The sequence below is a fragment of the Prosthecobacter sp. genome (assembly GCF_044232965.1).
Classification (GTDB): domain Bacteria; phylum Verrucomicrobiota; class Verrucomicrobiia; order Verrucomicrobiales; family Verrucomicrobiaceae; genus Prosthecobacter.
Genome location: NZ_JBIIKX010000088.1, coordinates 1 through 22,518 on the forward strand (window position 1 = coordinate 1; position 22,518 = coordinate 22,518).

The window sequence follows — 22,518 nt, forward strand, 5'->3', positions numbered from 1 at the left end:
TCTCGGTCCAGCATGCCGGTGTGCTCGGCAGAAAAAACGCGGCGTAAGTCAGCGCGGCTGAATTGGCGCGCAAACCAGGTTCCACCTTCAATTTTCTCTGCATAGACCTCTTGTGGCGCTTGAAGGCAGGGCATGCCAATGAGTGCATCAGCCACCGCTTCGGGCACCGTGAGGCTTCTCTTGCCCTGCTCCGACATCAGACGGGCCACGCGGGTTTCCAGCAGCATTTCTGCCGCGTTCAGGCCAACGACATCAGCATCTTTCCCTTCAACACGGCATAGGACCTTCTGGCCTTCGAGTGCCTTGATGGCCGCTAGATAGATTTCCTGATCTGCACCTTCGGGCAGCAAACCTGCGGCACCGAGGGTGGCTTCCATCCACGTCTGATAAAACGTTTTGCTGCGCCCACTCCCGACCAGTCGATCAAGGTGCTCCTGGGTGCCGAGCGAGAGGAACCGGGGCTGAGCGGAGCGGGGGCCAATACCAGGCAACCACTCTTTCCTGCCACCGGTTTGAGTGAAGGCGAAGACGTTTCCATCACCCATGAAGGTGGTCATCTCTGGATGCGTGATGGCTCCGCGAAACTTCAGGTGGCAAACAAAGCCCCAGAGCCATTGAAACACCGCCTTTTCATCAAGGTGACGAATACCAAAGGACTCATGGAGTATCGGCAGCACCGCTTTTGCAGCGGCTTCGATGGACTCAATCTTCGGAGTGAGGACTGCCTTCCCGATGGTCTCCAAGTTCCGCCCGCGTCGGCTGAGGTAGGTGAACTCGGCAAAGGCCTGCCAGGCGAGACGCTTTTGCACCCGGCCTGGGAGTCGACTGCCTGATGGCAGGCGTCCCTCTTTGATCAGATGCTCAGCCCAGTCACGCTGCCACAGCATGTTGGGGCCGATGAATTCGGAGATGAACTGTTCCAGCGGGAGCTCAAAGCTCGATCCCTTCTCACGCCATAGCGAACCGGCCTTTTCGAGGAATTCTGGCCACGCACACTGAGGAGTAGCCACATGGTCAATGACACGAGCGAGTCCGGTTCGGACGGTATTGAGGTAAGTGCGTGCAGTGAAAAAACCTGCGCGATGAGCGGCATCCTGCACCGAATCAGAGAAGGCGATGAGCTTCTTGTCATCGTTGAAGGGACTGCCCCACGTCTGCTCGATTACGACCGCACCCAGCGTTGCGTTACGGGCACCGAGAAGCATTTGGGAATTCCGGCCACCACACGCGGGACAGGTGGAGTCGTGCCAGGTGGAGACGAGTCCGGCGGCATTCTTGCTGGTGCGAGAGGCAGTGACACGGAAGACCTCCATCATGTCTTGGTGTCCACAGGCGCTGCATTCGCCGCTGTTCACCTGTAGGTTACCACAGGCGGTGCAAAGTCTTTGGACGATGCCTTCGCATTGAGGGCGGGAAATCCCCTTGTTGGCGTAGAGTCGAAGGACTTGAGGCTGACCTGCGAACCACGAGTTGTAAATCTCATCGAGGTCTTGCGAGATGACTGCCTGTCCTTCCGGCATTCGGCTTAGCCAGCCCGTGGTGTGGCAGTCCGTGCACTGGATGAGAGGCAGGTTTAGTTTCCCGGGTTCACGGCGAACGTCGCTTGCCGAGCGCAAATCAATTTGTTCAGGCTGCAGACGAACAGAAGCGACCATTCGGCGCAGTTCACGCATCCAGAGCTGAACGCGCAGGGTGATGAACGGACGACCGTTGGGGTCACGTGCCCAGGCCACCAGAGCCAGCAAGGCATCCAAGACGGGACCGATATGCATGCGGGCACTCTCGGGCAGAGGGCCTTGCATCTGCTGCTGGAGGTCTGCCAGAGAAATGATCTGGGCCTTGGCCAGCTTGAGCAGGTTGACGAACAGCAGGTGCTTTTTGAGCAGTTCACCGAGCTTCTTGCGCCACTCCTTATCCTCGAGGTCCGTCGGAACGGCTTCGCCAGGAAAGAATAGCTGGAACCACCCGGCCAACGCCTGCTGTTGGGATTCGTATTGGCCCAGTGCCAGCACGGTCTCGAAGTCCGGCCGGGGGTAGAGCACGTGCTCGATGGTGCTCTCGCCGAGGAACTCGAGTTCGGTGATCCGGTTTTCGGTGATGACAGACTCCGGCGCGAAGTCGGCACTGAAGATCTGCCGTGCGTATTCGCGCAAGGGGCCGGTATTGACATTGCCGCCGAGGGTGGCAGAGGTGCCGGCGTGGATCAGCGAGCCTTCCGGTGTGCCAAGCCGTGACTTCAGGCGGCGCAGCAGCAGGGCCAGATCGGTGCCTTGAGCTCCGTCAAAGGTATGCAGTTCATCGACCACCACATAGCGCAGTGTGTCGGGTCCGTTCTTGCTCCACAACTGCCGATCCTTCGGACGGATCAGCAGGTAGTCGAGCATCTTGTAGTTGGTCAGCAGGATGTCGGGCGGGTCTTTCCGCAGAGTGGCGCGGTCTGTGATCACGCCCGATGGCGACATCGTCATCTGTCCCTTGCCGTCCTTGCCGGTGCGTCCACCGACAAAGAGGCCGACCCGCAGCCCGTCGAACTGGGGCGTCGCAGCGATCACCTGAGCAAAGCGGCGTGCTTGGTCCGATGCCAGCGCGTTCATCGGGTAAATGACCAAGGCCTTGATGCCGTCCACGCCATCCACTTTTGCGCGCGCGCAATGGTCGAGCAGTGGATACAGGAAACACTCGGTCTTGCCGCTGCCGGTGCCCGTGGCCACGAGGGTGCTGGCGGCTCCGCGATTGCTCGAGAGCCGCTCCCAGGCCTTCTCCTGATGGACGAAACCCGGGAACTCGGTCTGAAAGCCGCTGAAGAACTTCTTTCCCCCATCGCCCACACGGAAGGGCAGGCCGATCTGAACATACGGTCCCTTCATCCAGCGGGACTCATCCTCAGTGAACCGGCCCATGATGCCGGCGAAGTGCGGATCAGATGGTTCAAATCCTGTGGTCAGGAAATGCTTGAGCCCGTTCTGGACTTCGCGTGCGAGGAGGGATGGCAGCATCGGGCGTTAGTGGGGGGCGAGAAAGTGAGGGATGAATCAGGAGGCAGTTTGCTTCTTGGCCTTAGCTTCAAAGAAGGCCCAGGCGATCTTGTAGTCCTCCTCCCGGTTGGCGAGGGCGAAGGGGGCGGTGTAGCGGCGCTCGACCTTGCGGGGGGCGCCGGGGAGGGTGTCGTCGAGGACGGTGGTGGTGGCCACGGAGCCGTCGGGGAGGTGGCCGGATTCCTGGAGCTGGCGGAGTTCTTCCCAACCTTGGATCGGGCGCGGGATTTTTCCTAGACCGTCGGGCAGGGTGAGGGTGATCTCGGGGTCTTTCTTGCCGCGCTTGCGGGGGAGACCGACGCCGACGAGGCCCTTGCTGTTGGTGAAGACGATGCGGCCGTGGAGGTCATACCAGGTGTCGCGCTCGTATTGCTGCATCACCGGGAACTGGACGCGGTAGATGAGCTGCAGCTCTTCGAGGCTGAGGCCGAGTTCCTGCGCCACCAACACGTCGATCTCCACCAGCGCCATGCGCCTGGCGTAGTCGCTGCGCAAGGCGCAGTTCCGCTGCCAATCGGGCGTGAGGTCGCGGAAGAAGTCCTGCGGCAGGCGCGAGTTGTCCAGCTGGCTCCAGCTCTCCTCCCGGAACCCGGGATCGAACAGCTCCTCCCACAAGGGCGCGTAGTGCGTGGTCAGGCAGTTGAGGGCGAGGGTGCGGAGGGTAATTGCTGGAGTCGGTTCAATGTGTGGGAGAGTTGTCCACGTGCCATGGAGATTTGCTCGACCTGTTGACTTCAAGAAAAAATCGGCAACGACAGTTGAAGTGATACTTGCTGCCACAATAAGGTCGCGAACAGAACGAAAAACATTAGACTGCACTCCATTGATGTGGGCGACTTTTTCGGGGATTATTGAACCAATTAAAGTTCGCTCAAGTCCACTGCTTATCATTGCGCGAAAGGCCAGCCGAAAATACGCCGTCACAGGCTTGGTTACGGGTTCACCGTCCTCGACCCAAGAGACACGCGGTGTCCGGCGGCGGTATTCATCGCGGTCTGTCATCGGACGGTAGTTAGTGCGCGGCAAATAGTCGTCTGGTAATGATTCTAGGTCGAGCGGGTCGTAATCGCTGTTTTTACTGGTGATTGCCCGCGGTGTTTTATTGAATGGATTTGCAACGAAGAAGTGCGGTCCGGAGAGTATCCATTCTTCTGCACAGCTCGGGAATGGTGCGCTACGGTCGGCGTTCCGCATGATCGTGCCGTCATCCTTGGCGTTTTTTTCGTTCCAATGTTGAGTGAGATACTGTTCGGTCCCAAAGTCACCTAGGCGACGACTTTGATTGGCAAGTTTTTGTAGGACGGATGTAAGTTTTCCCGCGTGCAATCCTGGGAGCCTGGCTTGCGATGGCGGAGTCCCTACTTGATCATAAAGTTTGGCGAAGACCGCAAGTTGATCTAAACTAATTTTGACGATTCGATCGGCGTGACCAGCGGTGTTCCAATTCCCTGCTTCGTCTTTGTAGCCGCCGACTTGTCCACTTGCGTCATGGGCAAAGCAACTATCGACGGACGATGGGGAGAAAAGGTTGGCAAGCTGATGAAAATTAGGTAATATTCGGTGAGACCCATAAATATTGACGCTGTATTTAGTGTGATGATCCACCTCCGCGAAGAGCTGGAGTTCATTCACGAACTGAAAATGGCTCCGCAGCCGAGTATACACTGCCTCACGCAACCCCCCGCCTTCGGGATCGTCATATGGTCCTTCTGGATGAAGGAAACCTGAGACGCCAGACTTATTATTGAGCTGCCATCCGAGGGGTATGAAGCACTTGTAGAGATTCGCCTTCATGCCCTTTAGTAAAGGGTAGTTTTGGAAGGCGTTCAGGAAGTTCTGCGTGGCTTCTGCTTCCTCTAGTTCTGCCGTCCATGCCTCTTGCAAGCCCTTGAACTGGGCGAATGCCTCGGCGCGGAGCTTGGAGATTTCGGTGGCGTTGAGCTTGCGGATGGCAAAGACCGGGTTCACCTCGCCGAGGATGCCGGCCTCCTCCCAATTTATCTTGAGCCACGGTGGATTCCCGAGCACGAGGTCGAAGCCGCCGCGTGAGGCGAAGACATCGGCGAAGGCGAGTTCCCAATGGAAGAAGCCCAAGTGGTCTCGGGCGGCAACTTTTTCTACGGTGCGGATGCGCGGGAAGTGCTGGCGCAGGCGGCTGATGCGGAGCTGGCCGTAGCGGTCATGAAGGCGCGGTTGCTGGCTGGGGGCATCGAGCAGCATGGGCTGGCTGCCGGGCGCGTCGAGCAAGTGGGGCTGGTTTTTCTCCCCGGCGGTGCCCGCGCTGCCGGTCAGCAGCAGTTCCGGCTGCATGGTGACGTCCACGATATTTCCCTCCAGGATGGCCCCGATCTCCATCCACCATTGCTCGCGGCTGGGCAGATCGGCGCTCTGGGTGATGGGCCAGAACCAGAGAGCACACCAGTAGTCCATCACCAGCTTTAGGCGGCGGTAGGGCGTGGCGAGGTCGTCGTCCTGATTGAGCAGGTGCTTCACCCGGATGGCTTCCTTTTCCGCACGGGACAGCCGCTTTTCTGCACCTTCCTTGGCAGGCCAAAGGGCGAGAGGATCCTCCGTGCGGAGACGGTCCTCGGCCATGAGCTTCGCGTGCTCGGCCCAAAGGGAATCGATGGCAGCGGAGAGCTGGCGCAGGCGCTGGATTTCGTGCGCCTCCAGCGGTTGGGTGAATTCCTTGCGCCAGTCCTTGAGACGCTCAAACTCGGCGGGGTAGAGTTTTTTTGCGTCCTTGTCCTTGTAGTTGGCCATGCCGGGGTCCGGCAGCAGGAAGTGATAGATCTCATTTTCACCCCGGACGGGCTTCAGCGGATCGAGACGCTTGGGGGCGGTCTGGTGCCATAGACTTTCCTTGGGCTGCTTCGTCAGCCGGGTGGCCGGATAGACCTCGCGACGGGCACCGACGAGGCTGTTGCCGGTGAAGAGCTGGTAGCCGAACCACGGAACGCGGGCCGCCTTCGGTGGCTTGCCGGGTTCGACCGGTTCTCCGTAGATGGCATTGAGCCAGATGCTGACCTCGGCCAGCTCGGTGGCGATGGGGTTGAGATCCACGCCGAAGAGATTGCGGTCGGCGATATACATGCGGACCTTCTGCAGCTCGGTGGCGTATTGGTCGTGCGGGATGCGCCGCTTCAGTTCCGCCTGCTTGCGCTCCAGGTAGGCCTCGGCGAGCTGACTGACGGCCTCATTGCCGAAAGCCATGCTGCCCATGGCGGGCTCGCAGATGGTGAGGCGGAGGATTTCATCGGCGGTGCGCCAGTTGGGATCGCCGGGGTGCTCGCCGATGAGTTCCTTGAGCGCATACTTTACCAAGCAGCGGGTGAGCACCTGCGGGGTGTAGTAGCTGGCGCTCTTCTGCCGGTCCCGCCCGGCGAGGCGGTAGATGAAGGTGTCCCGCGGATATCTGCGCAGGGTGAGACGACCAAGGTCGTCTTTGTCATGGACGCGCTCGCTGACTTTGTATTGATCAATCCTGCTCGCGGGCACGAACCAGGTGCTGTCCATGACGTCGCCAGACGAGGCGGAGGCTTCGCTGCCATCGGCATCTCCAGCATCATCGGCATCGTTGTCATCATCACCCTCGTCATCGGCATCGGCGTCGTCTTCGGACGCTTCCTTCTTTTTTTTCTTGGGCTCCGGCTGCACCTCGCAGAGGTCTTCGGGCGCAAAGAAGCCACGGTAGGAGAGTAGGGCCTCATAGACGGCACCGAGCTGGTTGATGGAGAGAAGCTGATAACTGACGCGGCCCTTCCGTTTCCCCTGCGAGAGGGACATGAGCCGGATCACCTCCTGCCAAACATGGTTCGGGAACACGACCTGATTGAGCAGCGGGGTGGCCTGCGGATCGAAGAGCTTGCTGTCGAGCGGAGCGAGGGTGAAGGCGTCCTTGACGCTGCCCGCCTGCAAGGTGGGTGCGTCGGTGGCACCGCAGCCTTCGCTGATGAGGGAGAAGAGACGACGTAGAGTGGCGTCGAAGAACGTGCCGTTTCGGGATGTGGTGGTGTTCAGCGGGACAAGCTCCAAATCCCGCAGGGACTCAAGGCTGTAGCCCTTGGCGTAGACCTCGCTCTTCTGGATGGGCACATATCCCAGCTCGGGCCGGGCCTCGATGTAGAACATGAACATCAGCCGGTAAACCATGCGCAGGCACTCCAAGCTGAGATCACCAGCATCGACCGCGTCTTTGCCGGTGTAGAAGCCCTGCTTGCTGGCCTTCGCTTTTTCACGGAGCTGATTGACCGCTTCGTTCCCCAGCAACTCGATGGCGGCACGCAGGGCATACTTCAGATCCTCGCTGACACCGAAAGCGTGCTTGTGGGCGTTTTCATCAAGCCCCTCCAAGAGGCTGGTGCCTTGATCCGGGGCAAGGCTGTCGCGGTGCAACAACGCCGCAGCAGCCTGAAGGGTGTAGGCATCCTTGCGGTCGAGGATCTCCGTCCAGTCGAAGCGGAGCAGGCGGTTGTTGGGCCACTTGTAGCGGTCGAGCAGGAGCCACTCAGTCAATCCGGCGAGGATGATGTAACGCGGTAGGTGATCTGCACCGAAGATGGCCTCAGAGACCACGTCGAGCCAGGTCATGCCATGGAAGGCCTTGGGAACCTCCAAGCCGCCGTAGTGCAGCGGCTTGAGTTTCTGGTCGAGCACGGTCTCTTCCTCACCGCCAGGTTCATAAGCCGGGACAATGAGCAGCCGGGGTGCCTGATGGGCCTCTCCAACAACGGTCCAGACGGGCACGGGCATGCCCGCCACCAGCTCCACCTGTGAGGGCTTCAGCGTGTAGCCCAGCGCAGCAAGCAGCGGCGCGTGAAGATCAGCGTGACTTTGCAGGCGGTCGGCGTCCTCACGACTGCGGGCGTGTGACGCAAGGCCGGCGAACCATTTGCCACCCAAACCACCGAGCTTTCGGAAGGGTGCGCGGGCCGCAGCCTTTTCGTCATCAGTAACGGCGGCATCTTCAGCGGCCTGCCACTTCTCAATGAGCGCACGGATGTCCCCCTTGAACACCTCGGCGAGATAGTGGTGGCCATAGAACTCGTTTTCGTTCGCGATGCCTGCGAAGCTTTGAATGGTCTGTGCGACGGACATGGTAAAAAATGAAGGAGCTTTAGCGGGTGACCGCGGCAAGGACCTGGATGAAGGGTTGAGGCTCGGTGGTCATGGTGTCCTGAACCCACTGGCGATATTCGTCGAAGACCTTGCGGATGTGCTGAGTGCGCTGCTCACGCTTGGTGCGCTTAAATTGCTCGGCCTGCTGACTGGCGAAGAGTCGGAGTTCGAGCTGCTCGAATTGTTTCCCCTGCAACTTCTCCAACTCGGCCAAGGTGCCTGCGAGGCGCTGGTCCATCTCGGCTGAGAAGGTCTTCTGGCGATCCACCATGAACTTGCGCATGGCGGTGACCGCATCAGGAAGGTTTGCCTGAAGCGAGGAGAGATCGGGCTTTTGGTCCTTGTTTGGCAGCAGCCCGGCACCGAGCCCAGTGCGTGCGACAAAGTCCGGAAAGGCCTCCAAGTTCCATTGCCCTGCTGAGTGAACAGCCACGCGCCATTCGATCATGAGGGGCTGGCCTTTGCGGTTCGGGATGAGTCCCATGAGGATGAAGGCCTGGGAGCCTTCGTCCATTTTCTGGCACTGGATAACGGGGGCACGGTGGCGACCGAAGGCGGTCAGCACCCGCTCGGACAGCCATTCCAAAATGGGATGCTGCGGCCAGAGGTAGTGAACGGCAGGCCAGGTGTCATCCTCGGCCTTGGCTTGCCTCGCCAGTTCAATGGCGGCGGCCATCTGCTCCCGGCTGGCGGTGAGCGTATAGCGGTGCCCGCTGTCCCGTGCCTCAAGCGGAAGCGATACCCGAAGACGCTCCTGAAGGTCTAGGGGCGCGGTCAAGGAGAGGGTCTGGCTGCTATCGACCGGAGTGAAATCGGCAATCGGCGTGGGATTGGAGAGCTGCTGCAGGGCGGTCTTGGCGAAGTCGTAGTCGCTGCTCACCCCTTTGTTTCCGAAGAGGGACGGCGGCTCGGAAATGAAGTCCGTGCCAGGCTTGGCTACTTCCTCGGCTGGGGTCGCCTCAGCCTGGGCAAAAAGATGGAGCAACCATTCTCCCGCGTTGTCGGCGTCGGCAGACTCAGGTTCGGAAGTGCTGGCGGCGGCCGCGTCGAGTTTTTGATCAAACTCTTCAGGGGTGATGCCGGCGGCCATGAGGTCGGCCACTTTGGCTGCCTCTTTGTCCGGATCATAAACATCCAGAAAGCAGGCAGGATCACCGAGATTCTTGTTCGCCTGCTCGTCCTTGGTCTGAAGGATTTCAAGAATCCGCAGGTCTCCTTTGATCTTCTCGACGTTGGTGCTGGTAAAAAGGTAGGTGATCCGTGGCTGATACTTCTGGCCGTAGCGATCCACGCGACCGTTGCGCTGCTGGAAAACCATGAGGGACCAGGGGAGATCGAAGTGCACCAGACGATGGCAGAAGTAGTGGAGGTTCAAGCCCTCCGAAGCGACATCTGAGCAGAGCAAAACGCGGACCGGATCTTCTTTGCGGCCAAAGCGATCCACCAGGTCTTGCTGCTCGGTGTCCGACATCTGACCGTGGAGCAGTTCAAAGCTGGATTCCTTGAGGGCAAGCGCACGAGGCAGGGCCTGCTTGAGCCAGTTCAGGGTTTCGATTCTCTCCGAAAAGATGACGAGGCGGTCTGAGGCATTGGTGGGTTCCCATCCGTAGCCAGTGCTTTTCAACTGCGCAACGATGCGCTGGAATTTGCTGAAGTGAGGGGTGTCGATTTTCTCCAAGGCATCGGCAAACTCCCGGAGGGCGGTGACCTCCTTGCGCTCATCGGGCGTTGCATCAGCTTTGGCTTCCAAGAGTCGAATGCGACGCAGGGTCGAGTCCAGTGCGGCCGAGGGGCTGGAGAAGATGGCCTTTTGCATGGCAATCCTTTGCAACTCCTGCTGCTTGCCACCCTGGTGCTGACCTTTCTGGGTGAATGGAATCGCCAGCAGGGCCTCATAGGCGGCTTCCTCCTGCGGGCTAGCCTCCTGCTTTAACTGCTCGGTGATTCGCTCTTGAAAGTCCTCGCTGACCTGGTCGCGGATGTCTTTCTTGAAGCGACGGACAACAAGCCCCTTATGCTGATAATCTTCAGGCGTGTAATCATCAGGATCGCTGATCGCCGTGGGATCCAGCAAGCTCATCAAGGAGGCAAAGCTCCGCGCAGAACCGTCGTGGGGCGTGGCAGAGAGAAGGATCATGGTGTCCGACCTGCCCGACAAGAGACGGGCCAACCGGGCACGGCGCGACAGGCCATCCTCGTGGCCACGTGCCGCCACGTTGTGACACTCGTCGATGATGATGATGTCCCACCAGGCGTTCTCGAGATAATTGCGATACTCTAGATTGCTCTTCAGCGTATCGATCGAGATGATCGTGCGGTCGTAGTAGTTGAAAGGGTTGTGGTTGCTCGGGATGTTGTTTCTGACCCGCTGCAACCCGACGGAGTCAAGACGCACCAGAGGAATGGAGAACCGGCTCCAGAACTCTTTCTGGAACTGAGTGAGCATGCTCTTCTGCGTGATGACCAGGATGCGTTGCCCCCGGCCCCTCTGAATCAGCTCGGTGGTCAGAATGCCGGCCTCCAAAGTCTTTCCCAAACCGACCGCGTCCGCGATGAGAATGCGCTGCCGTGGCTGCCTGAGTGCCTGAAGTGCAGGATCCAACTGGTAGGGCACCAGATTCATCACCGCACGATGCCCCAGGTGAATGCGGTCGTCATTCGGGGTGCTACGCCGCAGATGTGCCTCAAGGTAGAGGAACGTGCTGTTGAAGTGTGAGCTGGAGTCATTCACCAACTCAGTCTTGGCCGGATCAAGGACAACGATCTGTTCCTCCAACTCCGTCAAGAACTGGGCCGAACGGCTGCGGACAAGTTCAGAAACTCCATCGCAGGAAAGCATGTATCCACCATCGCTGGAGGGATCGACTCGACGGACGAGCCATTCCTCGTCACGAACAACAAGACGGGCACCTGGGGCGTAGGGAAGCATGGTTTGAAGATTAATCTTGCAGGGAGAGGTTCACGAAGGCGTGGGCCAATAGGTGCGTCACGCACCCGATAAGCAACAGAATCGAAGTAGCAAGAATCAATCAGGTTTCCGCTCATCCTCCTTCAGAATCTCATTCATGGACTTGGCGTCGTCTGACATGGCCTGCGCACCCGCCAGCGCGTGCTGTTCTTCCTGCGTGAGTGTCGCAAGGACATGATCAAGCAGGGTGGTCGTGGAGCGAATGAACTCGCGGGCGTCTCGTTTCATGAGCAGATTTTAACCATTTTGGCACGAGGGGTGGGACATTTGTGGGGGTAGCGAGAAAAATCGCGGCAGAGACGATTCTCCCGATCAAGGCTTCCAGTTCGTCATTCCTCTCTCTTAGGATGCTGAGCAAGCATCCCCTTGATGGCCCCATGAAGATCGTCAAAAGGTTTGCCGATCCATGCGGCCGCCCCGAGTTCGATCATCTCATCTCCGAGTTCTGAGTCGGGGCCGAAGTGCGCGCTCATGGAGAGCACTGGCGCAGCGTGGTTCCTCGGGTGCTCCTTGATTTGACGGAGAAGTTTTCTACCCACTTCGGCGAGCGGTGGTCTGCCAAAGCTCCTCGGCAGTTCCAAGTCCAGCAAGATGTAGTCGTAGGTGTGAAGGTCCAGGTGCTCGCATGCTTCATGCTGTGATCCCACGGAATGAAAGTCATGCTCAAGTTCGGCAACGCGGTCCTCAACCGTCTCGCGAACGAGAAAATTGTCATCTACAATCAGGGCGAGCGGTTTCGTCTTCATGTGGAAGGCTTGTCATGAGCAACTTCCATCGGGTCGAGCACCAGCTCGAATCGCATTGCAGCTCCCGCCCCGGTTCGCTTGACGCACCCTTCTTGCACGAGGGGCTCCATCTCTTTGTCGAGTGCGTCCAGCCTGGTGTCGAGCCGGCGTCCAAGCATTCGCCTAGTCAGCGATTTGTCCCGGCGCAACTCGCGCAGCGCCGCGACCTGTTTCTGCGTGAGATTGCGCTTCCCCTCCGCGCCAGCATCGGGACCACCGTCCCGCACCTGAATCAACGGCCCGAGCGCATAGCCCTTGTCGCGGTTGGCAACGATGTCGTTCCCGTTGCACTCCAGATGTTCTTTTTCCCGAAGTATCTTCACTCCAGCCTCGCGAATCTGCCGGACGGCGTCGGCTGCTGCCTTTTCGCCAAACTCAACAATACCGAGAGCGAACTTAGCGACGTAGTTGCCGTCGTAAGCTTTCCGGTCGTTGGTCAAAAGCTTATGCTTGAGGAGGTCGAGTACTTTCCGCTTTTGCGTCGAGTTCTCAGATCCAGCGAGTTCATAACCTGCTAGTTCGACACGATCGGGATAATAATCGAGGAATGCCTGTCTCAATGGCTGGCGCGCCGTCTGACTCTTTGCGGCCGGAATGACTTCCTCAGTAGCGGCGTCCCGGGGCGGGTGCTTCTCCAAGGCCTCGCGGATCTTTTTTTCCAATGGGTGTTTTTCGCCAAAGGGCTTGCCCACAAAGTCCACCGCTCCCTCTTTCATAAGCTCCACCGCAAGGTGGTAGGAGTCGTTGTCGTGCGCCGTCATGATGATGACCGGCGTCTGGGTATGCCCGAGAGGTCCCTTGATCCGGTGGAGAAGATTACGGCCATACTCGCGATCGGAATACCCTTTGTAGGTCACCGGAATCGAGAGATCGAGCAGCACATAGTCATACGCTGTTTTTAGCAGGTGCTCCTCGGCCTCCTTCTGGCAGCAGGCCACGTCATGGCTGTGGCCCATCGATCGCAATCTATCGTGGACTGCATCCAGAACACTGTCGTCATCTTCAATTACAAGTGCGTGCGGCATGGCGAGAATCAGGGCGGGGTTTGGGTGGGCAGGTGAATTTCGACGACCAGTCCAACGCCCTCAATCATCGACAGCCGGAGTGTGCCGCCGTGATCTTCGATGTAGCGTTTTGCAATGGGAAGTCCAAAGCCGGTGCCATTCGATTTGGCGCTGTTGCCGGGGATGAATTCTTGAAGCTTTGCAAGCTGGCGCGCGTCCACGGCGGCCCCTGTGTCGGAAATCGTCATGCGAAGAACACCAGCTTCAATGCACGCAGACACTTTGACTGAACCGGGCCGGAATCTGAGGCGCTCTTCGTGGCATTCGATACCGTTCTGGATTGTGTTTGTGAGCACCATCATCAGATGGGGACGGGAAACGCGTGCCCTGAGGCCGGCGGGAATGTCGAGCGTAACCTCGACAACTCCGGCATCCTTTTCCCCTGAGACCACATTTTCTTGGGCCTTTTCCGCTGCCTCCGCTGCCAGTGCGCCGATGTCCTCCTCGCGGAGCACAAGCCGAATGGATCGGGAGAACGTGTTGATGGTGAAAAGCAGTCCCTGAAGATCATCGAGCCCCTGTCTGATTTTCTTGATCCGCGTTACATCGGCCTTGGGCAGGGCATCGATGCACGTCAAACCGTCAAGGCTCGTAAGAACTGATGTGAGGATGGTCTTGATGTCGTGCGCCACGGAGAGCAGCACTTCGTTGGTCTGCCGGTCCGCAAAGGCAGTGGCGGCTTTGGTTGCGGCAGCTCCGTAGGTGCGGTCGATCTCAGCGATCAGCGATTGGATGTCCGTGTGCCGGCTGCGACCATGCTTTTTGTCCCGAGGAACGCGCCTGGCCATCGCCACTCGCGCGGCCTCCGAAACGTATGCGTTGGCATCCTGCGCGAGCTGGCTGACAAGCGACTCGAAAGTCTCCAGTGGAAACGAGATCAAGCGACGCGCGATCCCGAGCCGGACCTCCCACTTCGCATCCTGGGAAAGCTTCTGAATCAAGGCGAGGGCCTCAGCCGTGACCGGCTTGCTGCGCACATAGAGTGAGACGGCCTCCGCCCATTCCTGTCTCAGCTGCCAGTCCACGGGCAAGGAATCATCCTCGAGCATGCCGAGCCACTGCGCCAAATCTTCCGGTGATGCTTCCATAGGCTGCGTCAATAGTTGTAGCATTCCATTCTGGCAATAAACGCTTCCTTGCCGCCTTCAAGGATCGTCACGATGTCATCCTTGCAATGGTCCACGTCCCCAGAATTCGCAACCCCTCCCTGCGTGCGGTTGGAATCCATGACGAACACCATGGATGCTTCGCCAAGAACGGGAATGTTTGGGTTATGGGTGACAAAGATCATCTGACGGCCTGCCTTCACCTTGCGGATGGTCTTCACAACAGTCTCGAAAACATAGCTGTTGTCGAGGTTGTCCTCGGGCTGGTCGATGAGCAGCGGGTTGACGCTTTCGAAGAGCAGGATCGGAAGAATGGCGGTGCATTTCTGCCCTGTGGAAAGCGCGGAGGAGTCCCGAAACTCATCCCGATCGGACAATTTAATGGAGGGTGAATCCTGCATTTCTATGAGCTCCAGTGCGAAAAGATTCTCAGGCTGGGAGAGGATCGAATCAACCGCCTCAGCCTGGTTGTCATTTAGCCCGCAAGCTTCAGCGATGGCTTCGGCCCCGCCCTTTCGAACCAACTGCGCCAACACTTGAGGAGGGATGGCATCAGCCACCTTCCTGGCCACGATTCCGCCCTTGATGGTGGGGACGCGGAAAACTCCTTCAAGATGGGCTCGGTAGGCATCGCGATTGCCGCATTGTTGCACGGTCACCCGGATGAACGGAGCCAGATCCTCCGTCAGCGTGGTGGCAATCTCGTGGCGAATCTGGAAGCGACGATCAAAAAAGTTGGAAAGCTGACCAAGGTGCGTCTGGCGTTCCCCCTCCAACAGTTTCACCTGCTTGGTCACATCCGCCAACTCACGCTGTTTAAAGAGGAGTTCGTTGCGCCGCTTCTCCTCCGCGGTGCGTCCAGCCGAGCGAGCTTGGGCTTCCTTGTGCTTCTCAAGCAATTGCCGGAAAGCAGTTTCCTGCCGGACGTGCTCCTGATCCAGACCATCCCTTTCAGAAGTCAGTGTTTTCCCACCGACTCTCAGCGCCTCCACGGCTTCATCCAACAATTTCTCGAAATTCCCGATGGCTTCGTGCATGGCGCGAGCGACCCGCTTCATCCTCCCGCCGTTCGGTCCATCCAAGATTTCGGGCGTAATCAGCGAGTCAACATCTTCTCCCAGCCGGTTCTTCAATCCGCCCACGGTCCTGACCGTATCGGCGCACACCTTGCAGACTTCACTGAGCGCCATGGACTCACGTTCACGAAGCGACTTATGAGCGTGACCGCTGTTGATCGCCTCGGCATTGGGGCCTGCGCTCAGCTGCATGTCCTTCAACTTTGCTTCCACCCCAGGTAGCTCTTTGGTTTCGGTGACAAGCGCCGCCTGCCGTGTCAGAAGTGGTAGCAGAGCACGGGCGTTGGCCTCGATTTGATCTTGCGTGGACGTCACTTTCAAGTCGATCCCGGCCAGTTCTCCATCGCTGAACTTGTCGATTAGATCGAGCTGGTAGTGGGGGTTCTCGGCAATGCTTTCCATCTGATTCTGGCTGAGGATATCAGCCCGGAATAAGCGGCCTCCCTTCACCTTCACACCGGTCAGGGGTTCGCCTGAGGCGTCTAACACCGTAGGTTGTTCATCTGCGGAGCGGCTGATGGTGTAGGTCTGACCGTCCGTCGTTCGGACAACCAGTTCTACACGGCCACCGTCAAGGTTGGACGAGACGATGGATTCGACGCGCCTGCGCAAAGGATCTCCCTCACGGCCCGGCATAGTGTCGAGCGCGAAGCGCATCATTTCGAGAATGGTTGTTTTGCCGACCCCACGCGGTCCGATGATGCAATTGAGACCGTCGGCGAATTGGATGTCGAGACCGTCGAGGAACCCTCCGATGACGCGCAGCCGCTGAATGAGGTGATGAGGCCGGGCGCGTGAAGTCTGTCGTTTCATAATAGTTCCATTCTATTCATTCTCCCTATCGCGCGCCTGCGATTAGCCACGTTTGCCCATACGGGTTGAGGCTTTCCCATACGGGTTCCCATGCCGCTCAACGGTGGTTCCCATACGGGTCCCGTGACGCCCCCATGGTTGGAAAAATGGAAGGCGCGCGGTTCCCATACGGACATGCCTTTCCCGTGCGGCACCCTGCATACAAAAGCCGCCAAGCTGCCATCATTCGCTACACGCCGGACCACCAACCGTGGCCGCAGCACCACCAAGAAACACTGAATGACGGTCATGAAATTACAATCAACAGAATGCTCCGGCACCACCGGGCGAAGAGGGCGGGAGGACCTTTTCACAACCGGGCGGCTCGCGCAATACCTCGGCTGCTCGGAACGGCACATCTTCAACCTGCGCAGGCGCGGCCTGCCTGCCTTCGAGATCGGCGACATGGTCAGGTTCGACCTGGCGGCCGTGAGGGGCTGGCTGAGCGCACATCAGACGGGCACCACAAAACCCAAATCAGCTTGAGCTATGCCCACCGCCGTCTCCGACATCATCAACTACATCCCGCGCCGCGCCGCCCTGCCCGACAAGCCGCGCAAGGTGAGCGTGAGTATCACCCGAACCGCAGAGGGCCTCTGGCACACCTCCATGCCGGTGGAGGACCTCGATTACCTGATCGCCCTCGAGTTCGAGCGCCAGCGCCAGTTGGCCGACATCGCCGATCACAACGGCGGAGACGCCGCCGAGATCGCTCGGCACAGCCTTTTCATCGAGGGCCACGGCACCGTGCGCACTTCCCGAATTTCCCGCAAACCAAACCTCCAAACCAAAACCAAACCAAAACATCGCATCCCATGAAACTCACCGCTCAATCCAACAAGCCCTTCGACACTCACCCTGAATACAATGGCAACGCCGTCTGCGTTGACGTCACGCCGCCTAAAACCGTGCAGACTGACTACGGCCCGAAGGAACAGTTCCGCTTTGTCTTTGAAACAACCCAGCTCCGCGATGACGGCAAGCCCTACCTAGTGTGGTCGCGCGGCTTCAACACCACGCTGGGCGAAAAGTCCGCGCTGCGGGCTTTCCTCAAGCAGTGGTTCGGACGCGATCTCACCACCGCCGAGCAGCAGGAGTTCGACACCGACACGCTCATCGGCCGCACCGCGCAGATCGTCATCGTCCACAACGATGGGCGCAACGGCGAAACCTACGCCAACATCGGCCTCATCCGTCCCGACAAGAGCGGCGCTGGCTTGAAGCCCTCCGGCAAATACACCCGCGTCAAGGACCGCCAGGACAAGGACTCCTCCTACAACCGAGTCTCCCAGCCTGCGTCACAGGATACGCAGCCTGCGGACGACTGGCGTTTCACAAAAGTCCATGTCGGCAAGCATCAGGGACTCGAACTCTGCGAACTCGACCAGGCGGCGGTGCGCAGTCTTTGCGAGAACTGGCTGCCCATTGCCAAAGCCATGTCCAAGCCGCTCAAGGCCGACCGAGACCTGATGGCGGCGGTGGAAAAAGCCGCCTCCGAGATGGGCATCCCTCAGCCCGCACCCCAGGCAGATGACATCGCCTACTGAGTTGCAAACCCCGAACCCGACTCACCACCATGATCCTCATTCAACGCGAATCCCCCTCACACTGGTATCTACCCGATGGCACGCCGTATCACGACGTGCCACGGGCGGACGGCAACGGCACGCGCTCCGCCACGCTGCGTGATGCCCGCAAAGTGAACGCCTTGCCCTCAGTCACCAACATCCTCAGTGTGCTGGCCAAGCCTGGCCTCGATGCCTGGAAGCAGGAGCAGGCCATCTTGGCCGCTCTGACGCTGCCCAAGCTTGACGACGAATCCCTAGACGCTTTTGCTCGTCGTGTCGTGGAAGACATGAGCGAGCAGGTGCGCTCCGCCGCCGATCTCGGCAGCGCGGTGCATGCGGCCATCGAGGTCTATCTGCAAACCGGCGAGCCGCCGGAGAACCCGGACATTCTGCGACTTTTCATGCCGGTGAAGCTCTGGATCGATGATCACGTCGAGCGCATCGGCCTAGTGGAAACCGTGGCCGTGCATTCGGAGTTCGGTTTCGCCGGACGCATCGACCTCGTGGCCAAGCTGCGGCATGCTGGCACCTGGGCCGTCATTGATTTTAAGACGCAGAAGATGAAGCCCGACAAGAAGGGCATCTATCAGGCCGCCTTCTATGAAACGTGGCCGCTGCAATTGATGGCCTACTTCAAGGCGCTCGATCACGCCGGTGAATGCAGCCGCAAACTGGAGGACATCGCTTCAGTGGTGATCAACTCCGTCGAACCCACACCGGTGCAGGTCAAGGTCTGGCCACGCGAGGAGCACGAGCCCTGCTGGCAGGCTTTCCAAAGCGCCCGCGAGCTGTGGTGCTTCACCAAGGGCTATCGCCCGCAACCCACGGCAGCCCTGAACGCCTGAACTTTTCACTCAACCCGAATCATGCCCACGCTCATGTCCTACCTCGACGAACCTTTGCGACTGCGTTCCTCATCCCATCGTCTGCGCCCCACTGATCTGTGGCGTTTGCTCTTCATGCTGCTGGGGTTCTGCCTCGGCTGGATCCTGCACACCTACCTCGGCTGATGCAAGATCCATCCTCCTTCACTCTGCACCGGTTGGTGCAGCAGGGCCGTAACGTCCTGCTCACCGGCCAGGCGGGCACAGGCAAGAGCACCTTGTTGCGCAACGAGATCGACGCTGACGACGAGGACGTGGCGATCACGGCCTCCACCGGCATCGCTGCCCTCAACATTGGTGGCAGCACGCTGCACCGCTGGAGCGGCATGATGCTGGGACCAAAACGCGGCGATGATCCACACACGTTCCTTCGTGAACTGATGCGTGATAAACGTCAATCGGTGCGTGCCGGCATGGACCGCATCCGCGCCTGCCGCGTCCTGGTGCTCGATGAGGTGTCGATGCTCTCCGGTGTCACGCTGGAGTTCTTCGACCTGCTGTGCCGCACCGTGCGTCGTGATCAGTCACCATTCGGTGGCATCCAGATCATCGCCACGGGTGACTTCTGCCTGAAGCGGGGCACAGAGATTGTGATGGCTGATGGGTCACTCAGAGCGGTCGAATCCGTGCAGCCGGGCGATCAAGTGATGGGACCCGACTCCAAGCCACGAAACGTCATCCGTTGTTTCAGCGGCGAGGCTCCCCTTTACCGCGTGGAGCAGGCCAATGGCGATTCCTACACCGTCACAGGCAACCATCTGCTTGCGCTACGGCGTCGGGGTAATTCCGGACGCTATCCCTCGCTTCAAGCCGACATCACCGTGCGCGCAGCGGATATGCCTTCGAAAAATACCAAGTTTCTGGAATGTTTTGGCGGCTACAAAGCGGGGCTGGTTCAATTCCCTGAGCGCAGAGTGGAGCTTGAGCCGTATTTCCTCGGCATCTGGCTTGGCGATGGTGAAACCTGCGCCGCGCGGATCACCTCACCCGATCCGGAAGTCATCGAATACTGCCACCGCTATGCCGCTAGAGTAGGAGCACGCTGTGGCTTGCGCCGGGAAAGATTCAACACCCCTGCGCTCCGTATTTCACTCAGCAACGGCAAGGGGCAGATCAATCCAGTTCGCACCCTTCTGATCAAATATGGCGTACTGGGCAACAAGCACATCCCGAACGATTTTCTGCTCAACTCGGAAGCCAACAGGCTTGAACTCCTCGCGGGGCTTCTCGACAGCGATGGCTGCTGGTCAGGCAACCGTTTCATCTATTGCACGGTGCTTTATGGCCTCGCCCGACAGGTTAAACAACTGGCAGATCATCTTGGTTTCAGGACATCACTGCATAGGAACAGTAGCAATCAAGCTTGGAACATTAGCATTGGCGGCGACACCTGGCGCATCCCAACCCGAGTCACCCGCAAGCAGTCGGCCCCGCGCAGCTTGGGACGTTCACGCTTGAATTCCACCCTGCGGGTCAGCGCCGAAGGTGTGGGAGAATTCGCCGGGTTTGAAACCGACGGCGATCACCTCTTTCTGCTGGCTGACGGCACAGTGACTCACAACTGCCAACTCCCTCCTGTACGCACTAACCCCAGCGAGCCCTATGATTGGGCTTTCCAAACGGAGGCGTGGCAACGCGCCAACTTTGCCGTGATCCATCTGACCAAGGTTCACCGCCAGGATGAGCCGCAGTTTCTCGCGGCCCTCGGTGAATTTCGGCAGGGACGACTCAATGCAGAGAACTCGGCACTGCTCGCCTCACGCGTGGTTCATTTTCCCAATGCCGACATCCCGCGCCTGTTCACGCACAACACGCAGGTGGACAAATGGAACGCCTACCGGCTCTCCTGCATCGACACGACTGAAACCGAATATCAGGCACGCACGCAAGGTCCCGATCATCAGATCCAGTTCTTGCGCAACAATCTGCTCACACCCGAGCGCCTCGTGCTCAAGCCGGGTGCCCGCGTCATGTTCACCGTGAACAAACCCGACCTGGGTTTCGTAAACGGTCAGACCGGCACGGTGGTTGTGTGCGGACGAGATGAAGTGCTCGTCGATTGCGAGGGGATGCCGATCCGCGTCGCACCCTATGAGTGGCGGTTTGATGCACGCGACAAACACAGCGCCACCTTTGTGCAGATCCCACTACGCTTGGCCTGGAGCCTCACGATCCACAAAGCCCAAGGACTCACCCTCGACTCGGCTTACATCGACGTGAGAGCCGCCCGCGAACCCGGCCAGGCCTACGTGGCGCTCTCGCGCGTGCGCACACTCGCCGGACTCAACCTCAAGGCGTGGTTCAACGGCGTGTTCGTGTCGCGCGCCGCCCTGGATTTTTACGAGGGCATCACCAGTTCGGCAATTGACTTGAACCCATCACCACTCCCATGAACACCTCCGTTTCTACAGCCACCATACCGGCTCATCATCCGTGGAACATTCAGCTCAAGCCCGGCGAGAAAAAGCATCTGCACTCCAAACTCATCGGCCCGCTGCTGGCTGGCTTGGTTGAGAGTGGTGCCGTCTTTTGCCATCTGCGGCAAAACAAACCTTTTCGGCATGAAGGGGCGTTCAAGTTTGATCTCGCTGGGAATCGCTGGCACCTGTGCCTCAACAATTACTGCAGCCTTCGCTGGGTGTGGCGAGTGACGGTCGGTTTTCCTGCGCTTCCGTATGCTCTGGCACGTCAGTGTGAGTTCACTGTCTGCATCGAAGAAGTGACACAGGAGCTTGGGCGCGGGCTAGGGGCCACACTCCAGTCCATGGCAAAGGATGAGACTCCCGCCTGGCCAATGTTCAACGCATGGGAATCATTCCCGCAGTATTCGTGGTCCATCCTTTGTCATGCCCGCTACGAGGAGTGGCGGCAGTGGCGTGATGCGCGCCGCGAAAGTCTGACGCGCAAACAATCAACACTGATGGCGAGAGGATGAAACCAGATTGGTCAACCATCCGTGGCCACTATGAGGCAACAGGTGAACCGCTGCGCTCCGTCGCGAAGCGGTTTGAGATTCCGTTCTCAACCCTCGGCAAAAGGGCGGTGCGCGAGCAGTGGGCACAGCCCAAGCGCGAATTTGCCCAGCCATCGGCGGAGGTTGATGGGAACAAGGTCGGGAACAGCGCGGTTTTGTTCCCATCAAACGGGAACAACGACGGGAACAAGACTGCCGTGTTCCCTGAAATCGGGAACAAGATCGGGAACAGCGAAGCTTTGTTCCCATCAAACGGGAACAACGACGGGAAAAAGATCGGGAACAGCGAAGCTTTGTTCCCGTCAAACGGGAACAACAATGGGAACAAGACTGCTGTGTTCCCTGAAATCGGGAACAAGATCGGGAACAGCGAAGCTTTGTTCCCATCAAACGGGAACAACAATGGGAACAAGACTGCTGTGTTCCCTGAAATCGGGAACAGCGAGGTTCTGTTCCCATCAAACGGGAACAACAATGGGAACAAGACTGCTGTGTTCCCTGAAATCGGGAACAGCGAGGTTCTGTTCCCGTCTAACGACCCACTTGCTGCCAAAAGTGGCAGCGCATTCCACATCCCGGCCTCCATCAACGATTGGGATCGGCTGACGGCTTCACGCTACTACCTCAAAGAACTTGGTTGGGCCGTGCATCAACTTTATCCACCAGACAAGGGCGACGACAAAGAACGCGGCAAGAAGCCCGCCTGCAAGGGGTGGCGGGACCACAAGGCCTCCGACGTCACCACTGCCGATCTTGAAAAAGTGTTTGGCACTCATACCTCCAATAACCTGGGCGTCGTGGTGCGCCCGCCCTTCGTGGCCGTGGATCTCGATAGCAAAGCTGACGCAGGCCAATCCGTGCGTGCATGGCTCGATGAGCATCCAGATCTGCTCAGCGTGCCGCGTGAGCGCACCGGCGGTGGCGCGCATCTGCATTTCATCTGCCGCGACCTTCCCCTGCACATCCTCAAGTCGCGCAAACCACCAACCGTGCAAATCAACGCCAAGGTGAGCGCCGAGCTCTATCTCAATGGCTTTAACCTCGTTGTCGCGCCTTCCATTCATCGCACTGGCCATCGCTACACCTGG

Annotated in this window: 17 protein-coding genes; 8 read left to right on the top strand and 9 right to left on the bottom strand. The window is 58.9% G+C overall.

From position 1 onward, the window contains the following. The 8 genes from ACILSI_RS23730 to ACILSI_RS23765 form a co-directional block, all read right to left on the bottom strand. Window positions 1–2,996 (bottom strand): DEAD/DEAH box helicase (locus ACILSI_RS23730; protein ID WP_395724405.1); only part of this gene is annotated, 2,996 nt, incomplete at its 3' end. 36 nt (window positions 2,997–3,032) lie between these two features. Beyond that, window positions 3,033–8,132, bottom strand: coding sequence for a class I SAM-dependent DNA methyltransferase (locus ACILSI_RS23735; RefSeq protein WP_395724406.1), 5,100 nt, complete (start codon window positions 8,130–8,132; stop codon window positions 3,033–3,035). A gap of 19 nt (window positions 8,133–8,151) precedes the next feature. After that, window positions 8,152–11,082, bottom strand: coding sequence for a DEAD/DEAH box helicase (locus ACILSI_RS23740; protein ID WP_395724407.1), 2,931 nt, complete (start codon window positions 11,080–11,082; stop codon window positions 8,152–8,154). 96 nt (window positions 11,083–11,178) lie between these two features. Further along, the gene (locus ACILSI_RS23745) at window positions 11,179–11,349 is read right to left on the bottom strand and encodes a hypothetical protein (RefSeq protein WP_395724408.1); all 171 of its coding nucleotides are present in this window, start codon (window positions 11,347–11,349) and stop codon (window positions 11,179–11,181) included. Window positions 11,350–11,450: 101 nt separating this feature from the next. Beyond that, the gene (locus ACILSI_RS23750; RefSeq protein ID WP_395724409.1) at window positions 11,451–11,867 is read right to left on the bottom strand and encodes a response regulator; all 417 of its coding nucleotides are present in this window, start codon (window positions 11,865–11,867) and stop codon (window positions 11,451–11,453) included. Continuing rightward, a complete protein-coding gene (locus ACILSI_RS23755) occupies window positions 11,864–12,931 on the bottom strand; it encodes a response regulator (RefSeq protein WP_395724410.1) in 1,068 nt (355 codons plus the stop codon). Before ACILSI_RS23755 ends, ACILSI_RS23750 begins: the two co-directional genes overlap by 4 nt. A gap of 8 nt (window positions 12,932–12,939) precedes the next feature. Next, window positions 12,940–14,058, bottom strand: coding sequence for a sensor histidine kinase (locus ACILSI_RS23760; RefSeq protein ID WP_395724411.1), 1,119 nt, complete (start codon window positions 14,056–14,058; stop codon window positions 12,940–12,942). 8 nt (window positions 14,059–14,066) lie between these two features. Continuing rightward, window positions 14,067–15,965 (bottom strand): AAA family ATPase, encoded by a 1,899-nt coding sequence (locus ACILSI_RS23765; RefSeq protein ID WP_395724412.1) that lies wholly within the window; start codon window positions 15,963–15,965, stop codon window positions 14,067–14,069. 288 nt (window positions 15,966–16,253) lie between these two features. On the opposite strand from ACILSI_RS23765, the gene ACILSI_RS23770 reads away from it, so the two are divergent. The 7 genes from ACILSI_RS23770 to ACILSI_RS23800 are packed head-to-tail and all read left to right on the top strand — an operon-like array spanning window position 16,254 to window position 21,391. Beyond that, window positions 16,254–16,490, top strand: coding sequence for a helix-turn-helix domain-containing protein (locus tag ACILSI_RS23770; RefSeq protein ID WP_395724413.1), 237 nt, complete (start codon window positions 16,254–16,256; stop codon window positions 16,488–16,490). Window positions 16,491–16,493: 3 nt separating this feature from the next. Then, on the top strand, window positions 16,494–16,823 hold the full coding sequence (locus ACILSI_RS23775) for a hypothetical protein (protein ID WP_395724414.1): 330 nt from the start codon (window positions 16,494–16,496) through the stop codon (window positions 16,821–16,823). Continuing rightward, window positions 16,820–17,551, top strand: a complete 732-nt coding sequence (locus tag ACILSI_RS23780) for a phage replication initiation protein, NGO0469 family (RefSeq protein ID WP_395724415.1) — start codon at window positions 16,820–16,822, stop codon at window positions 17,549–17,551. Before ACILSI_RS23775 ends, ACILSI_RS23780 begins: the two co-directional genes overlap by 4 nt. A 29-nt stretch (window positions 17,552–17,580) precedes the next feature. After that, window positions 17,581–18,417, top strand: a complete 837-nt coding sequence (locus ACILSI_RS23785; RefSeq protein ID WP_395724416.1) for a PD-(D/E)XK nuclease family protein — start codon at window positions 17,581–17,583, stop codon at window positions 18,415–18,417. Between the two features lie 33 nt (window positions 18,418–18,450). Beyond that, entirely contained in the window at window positions 18,451–18,582 is a 132-nt protein-coding gene (locus tag ACILSI_RS23790; protein ID WP_395724417.1) for a hypothetical protein, read from the top strand. Next, window positions 18,582–20,849: a Hint domain-containing homing endonuclease gene (locus ACILSI_RS23795; protein ID WP_395724418.1), complete on the top strand. Its 2,268-nt coding sequence runs from the start codon at window positions 18,582–18,584 to the stop codon at window positions 20,847–20,849. The genes ACILSI_RS23790 and ACILSI_RS23795 overlap by 1 nt, the downstream gene beginning before the upstream one ends. After that, entirely contained in the window at window positions 20,846–21,391 is a 546-nt protein-coding gene (locus tag ACILSI_RS23800; RefSeq protein ID WP_395724419.1) for a hypothetical protein, read from the top strand. The genes ACILSI_RS23795 and ACILSI_RS23800 overlap by 4 nt, the downstream gene beginning before the upstream one ends. Before the next feature lie 28 nt (window positions 21,392–21,419). Here the strand turns inward: ACILSI_RS23800 and ACILSI_RS23805 are convergent, their stop codons facing one another. Beyond that, window positions 21,420–22,004: a hypothetical protein gene (locus ACILSI_RS23805; protein WP_395724421.1), complete on the bottom strand. Its 585-nt coding sequence runs from the start codon at window positions 22,002–22,004 to the stop codon at window positions 21,420–21,422. Between ACILSI_RS23805 and ACILSI_RS23810 the strand changes: the two genes are divergently transcribed. After that, on the top strand, window positions 21,922–22,518 hold a 597-nt coding region (locus tag ACILSI_RS23810; protein WP_395724420.1), incomplete at its 3' end, for a bifunctional DNA primase/polymerase. The two genes, ACILSI_RS23805 and ACILSI_RS23810, sit on opposite strands and share 83 nt — an antisense overlap.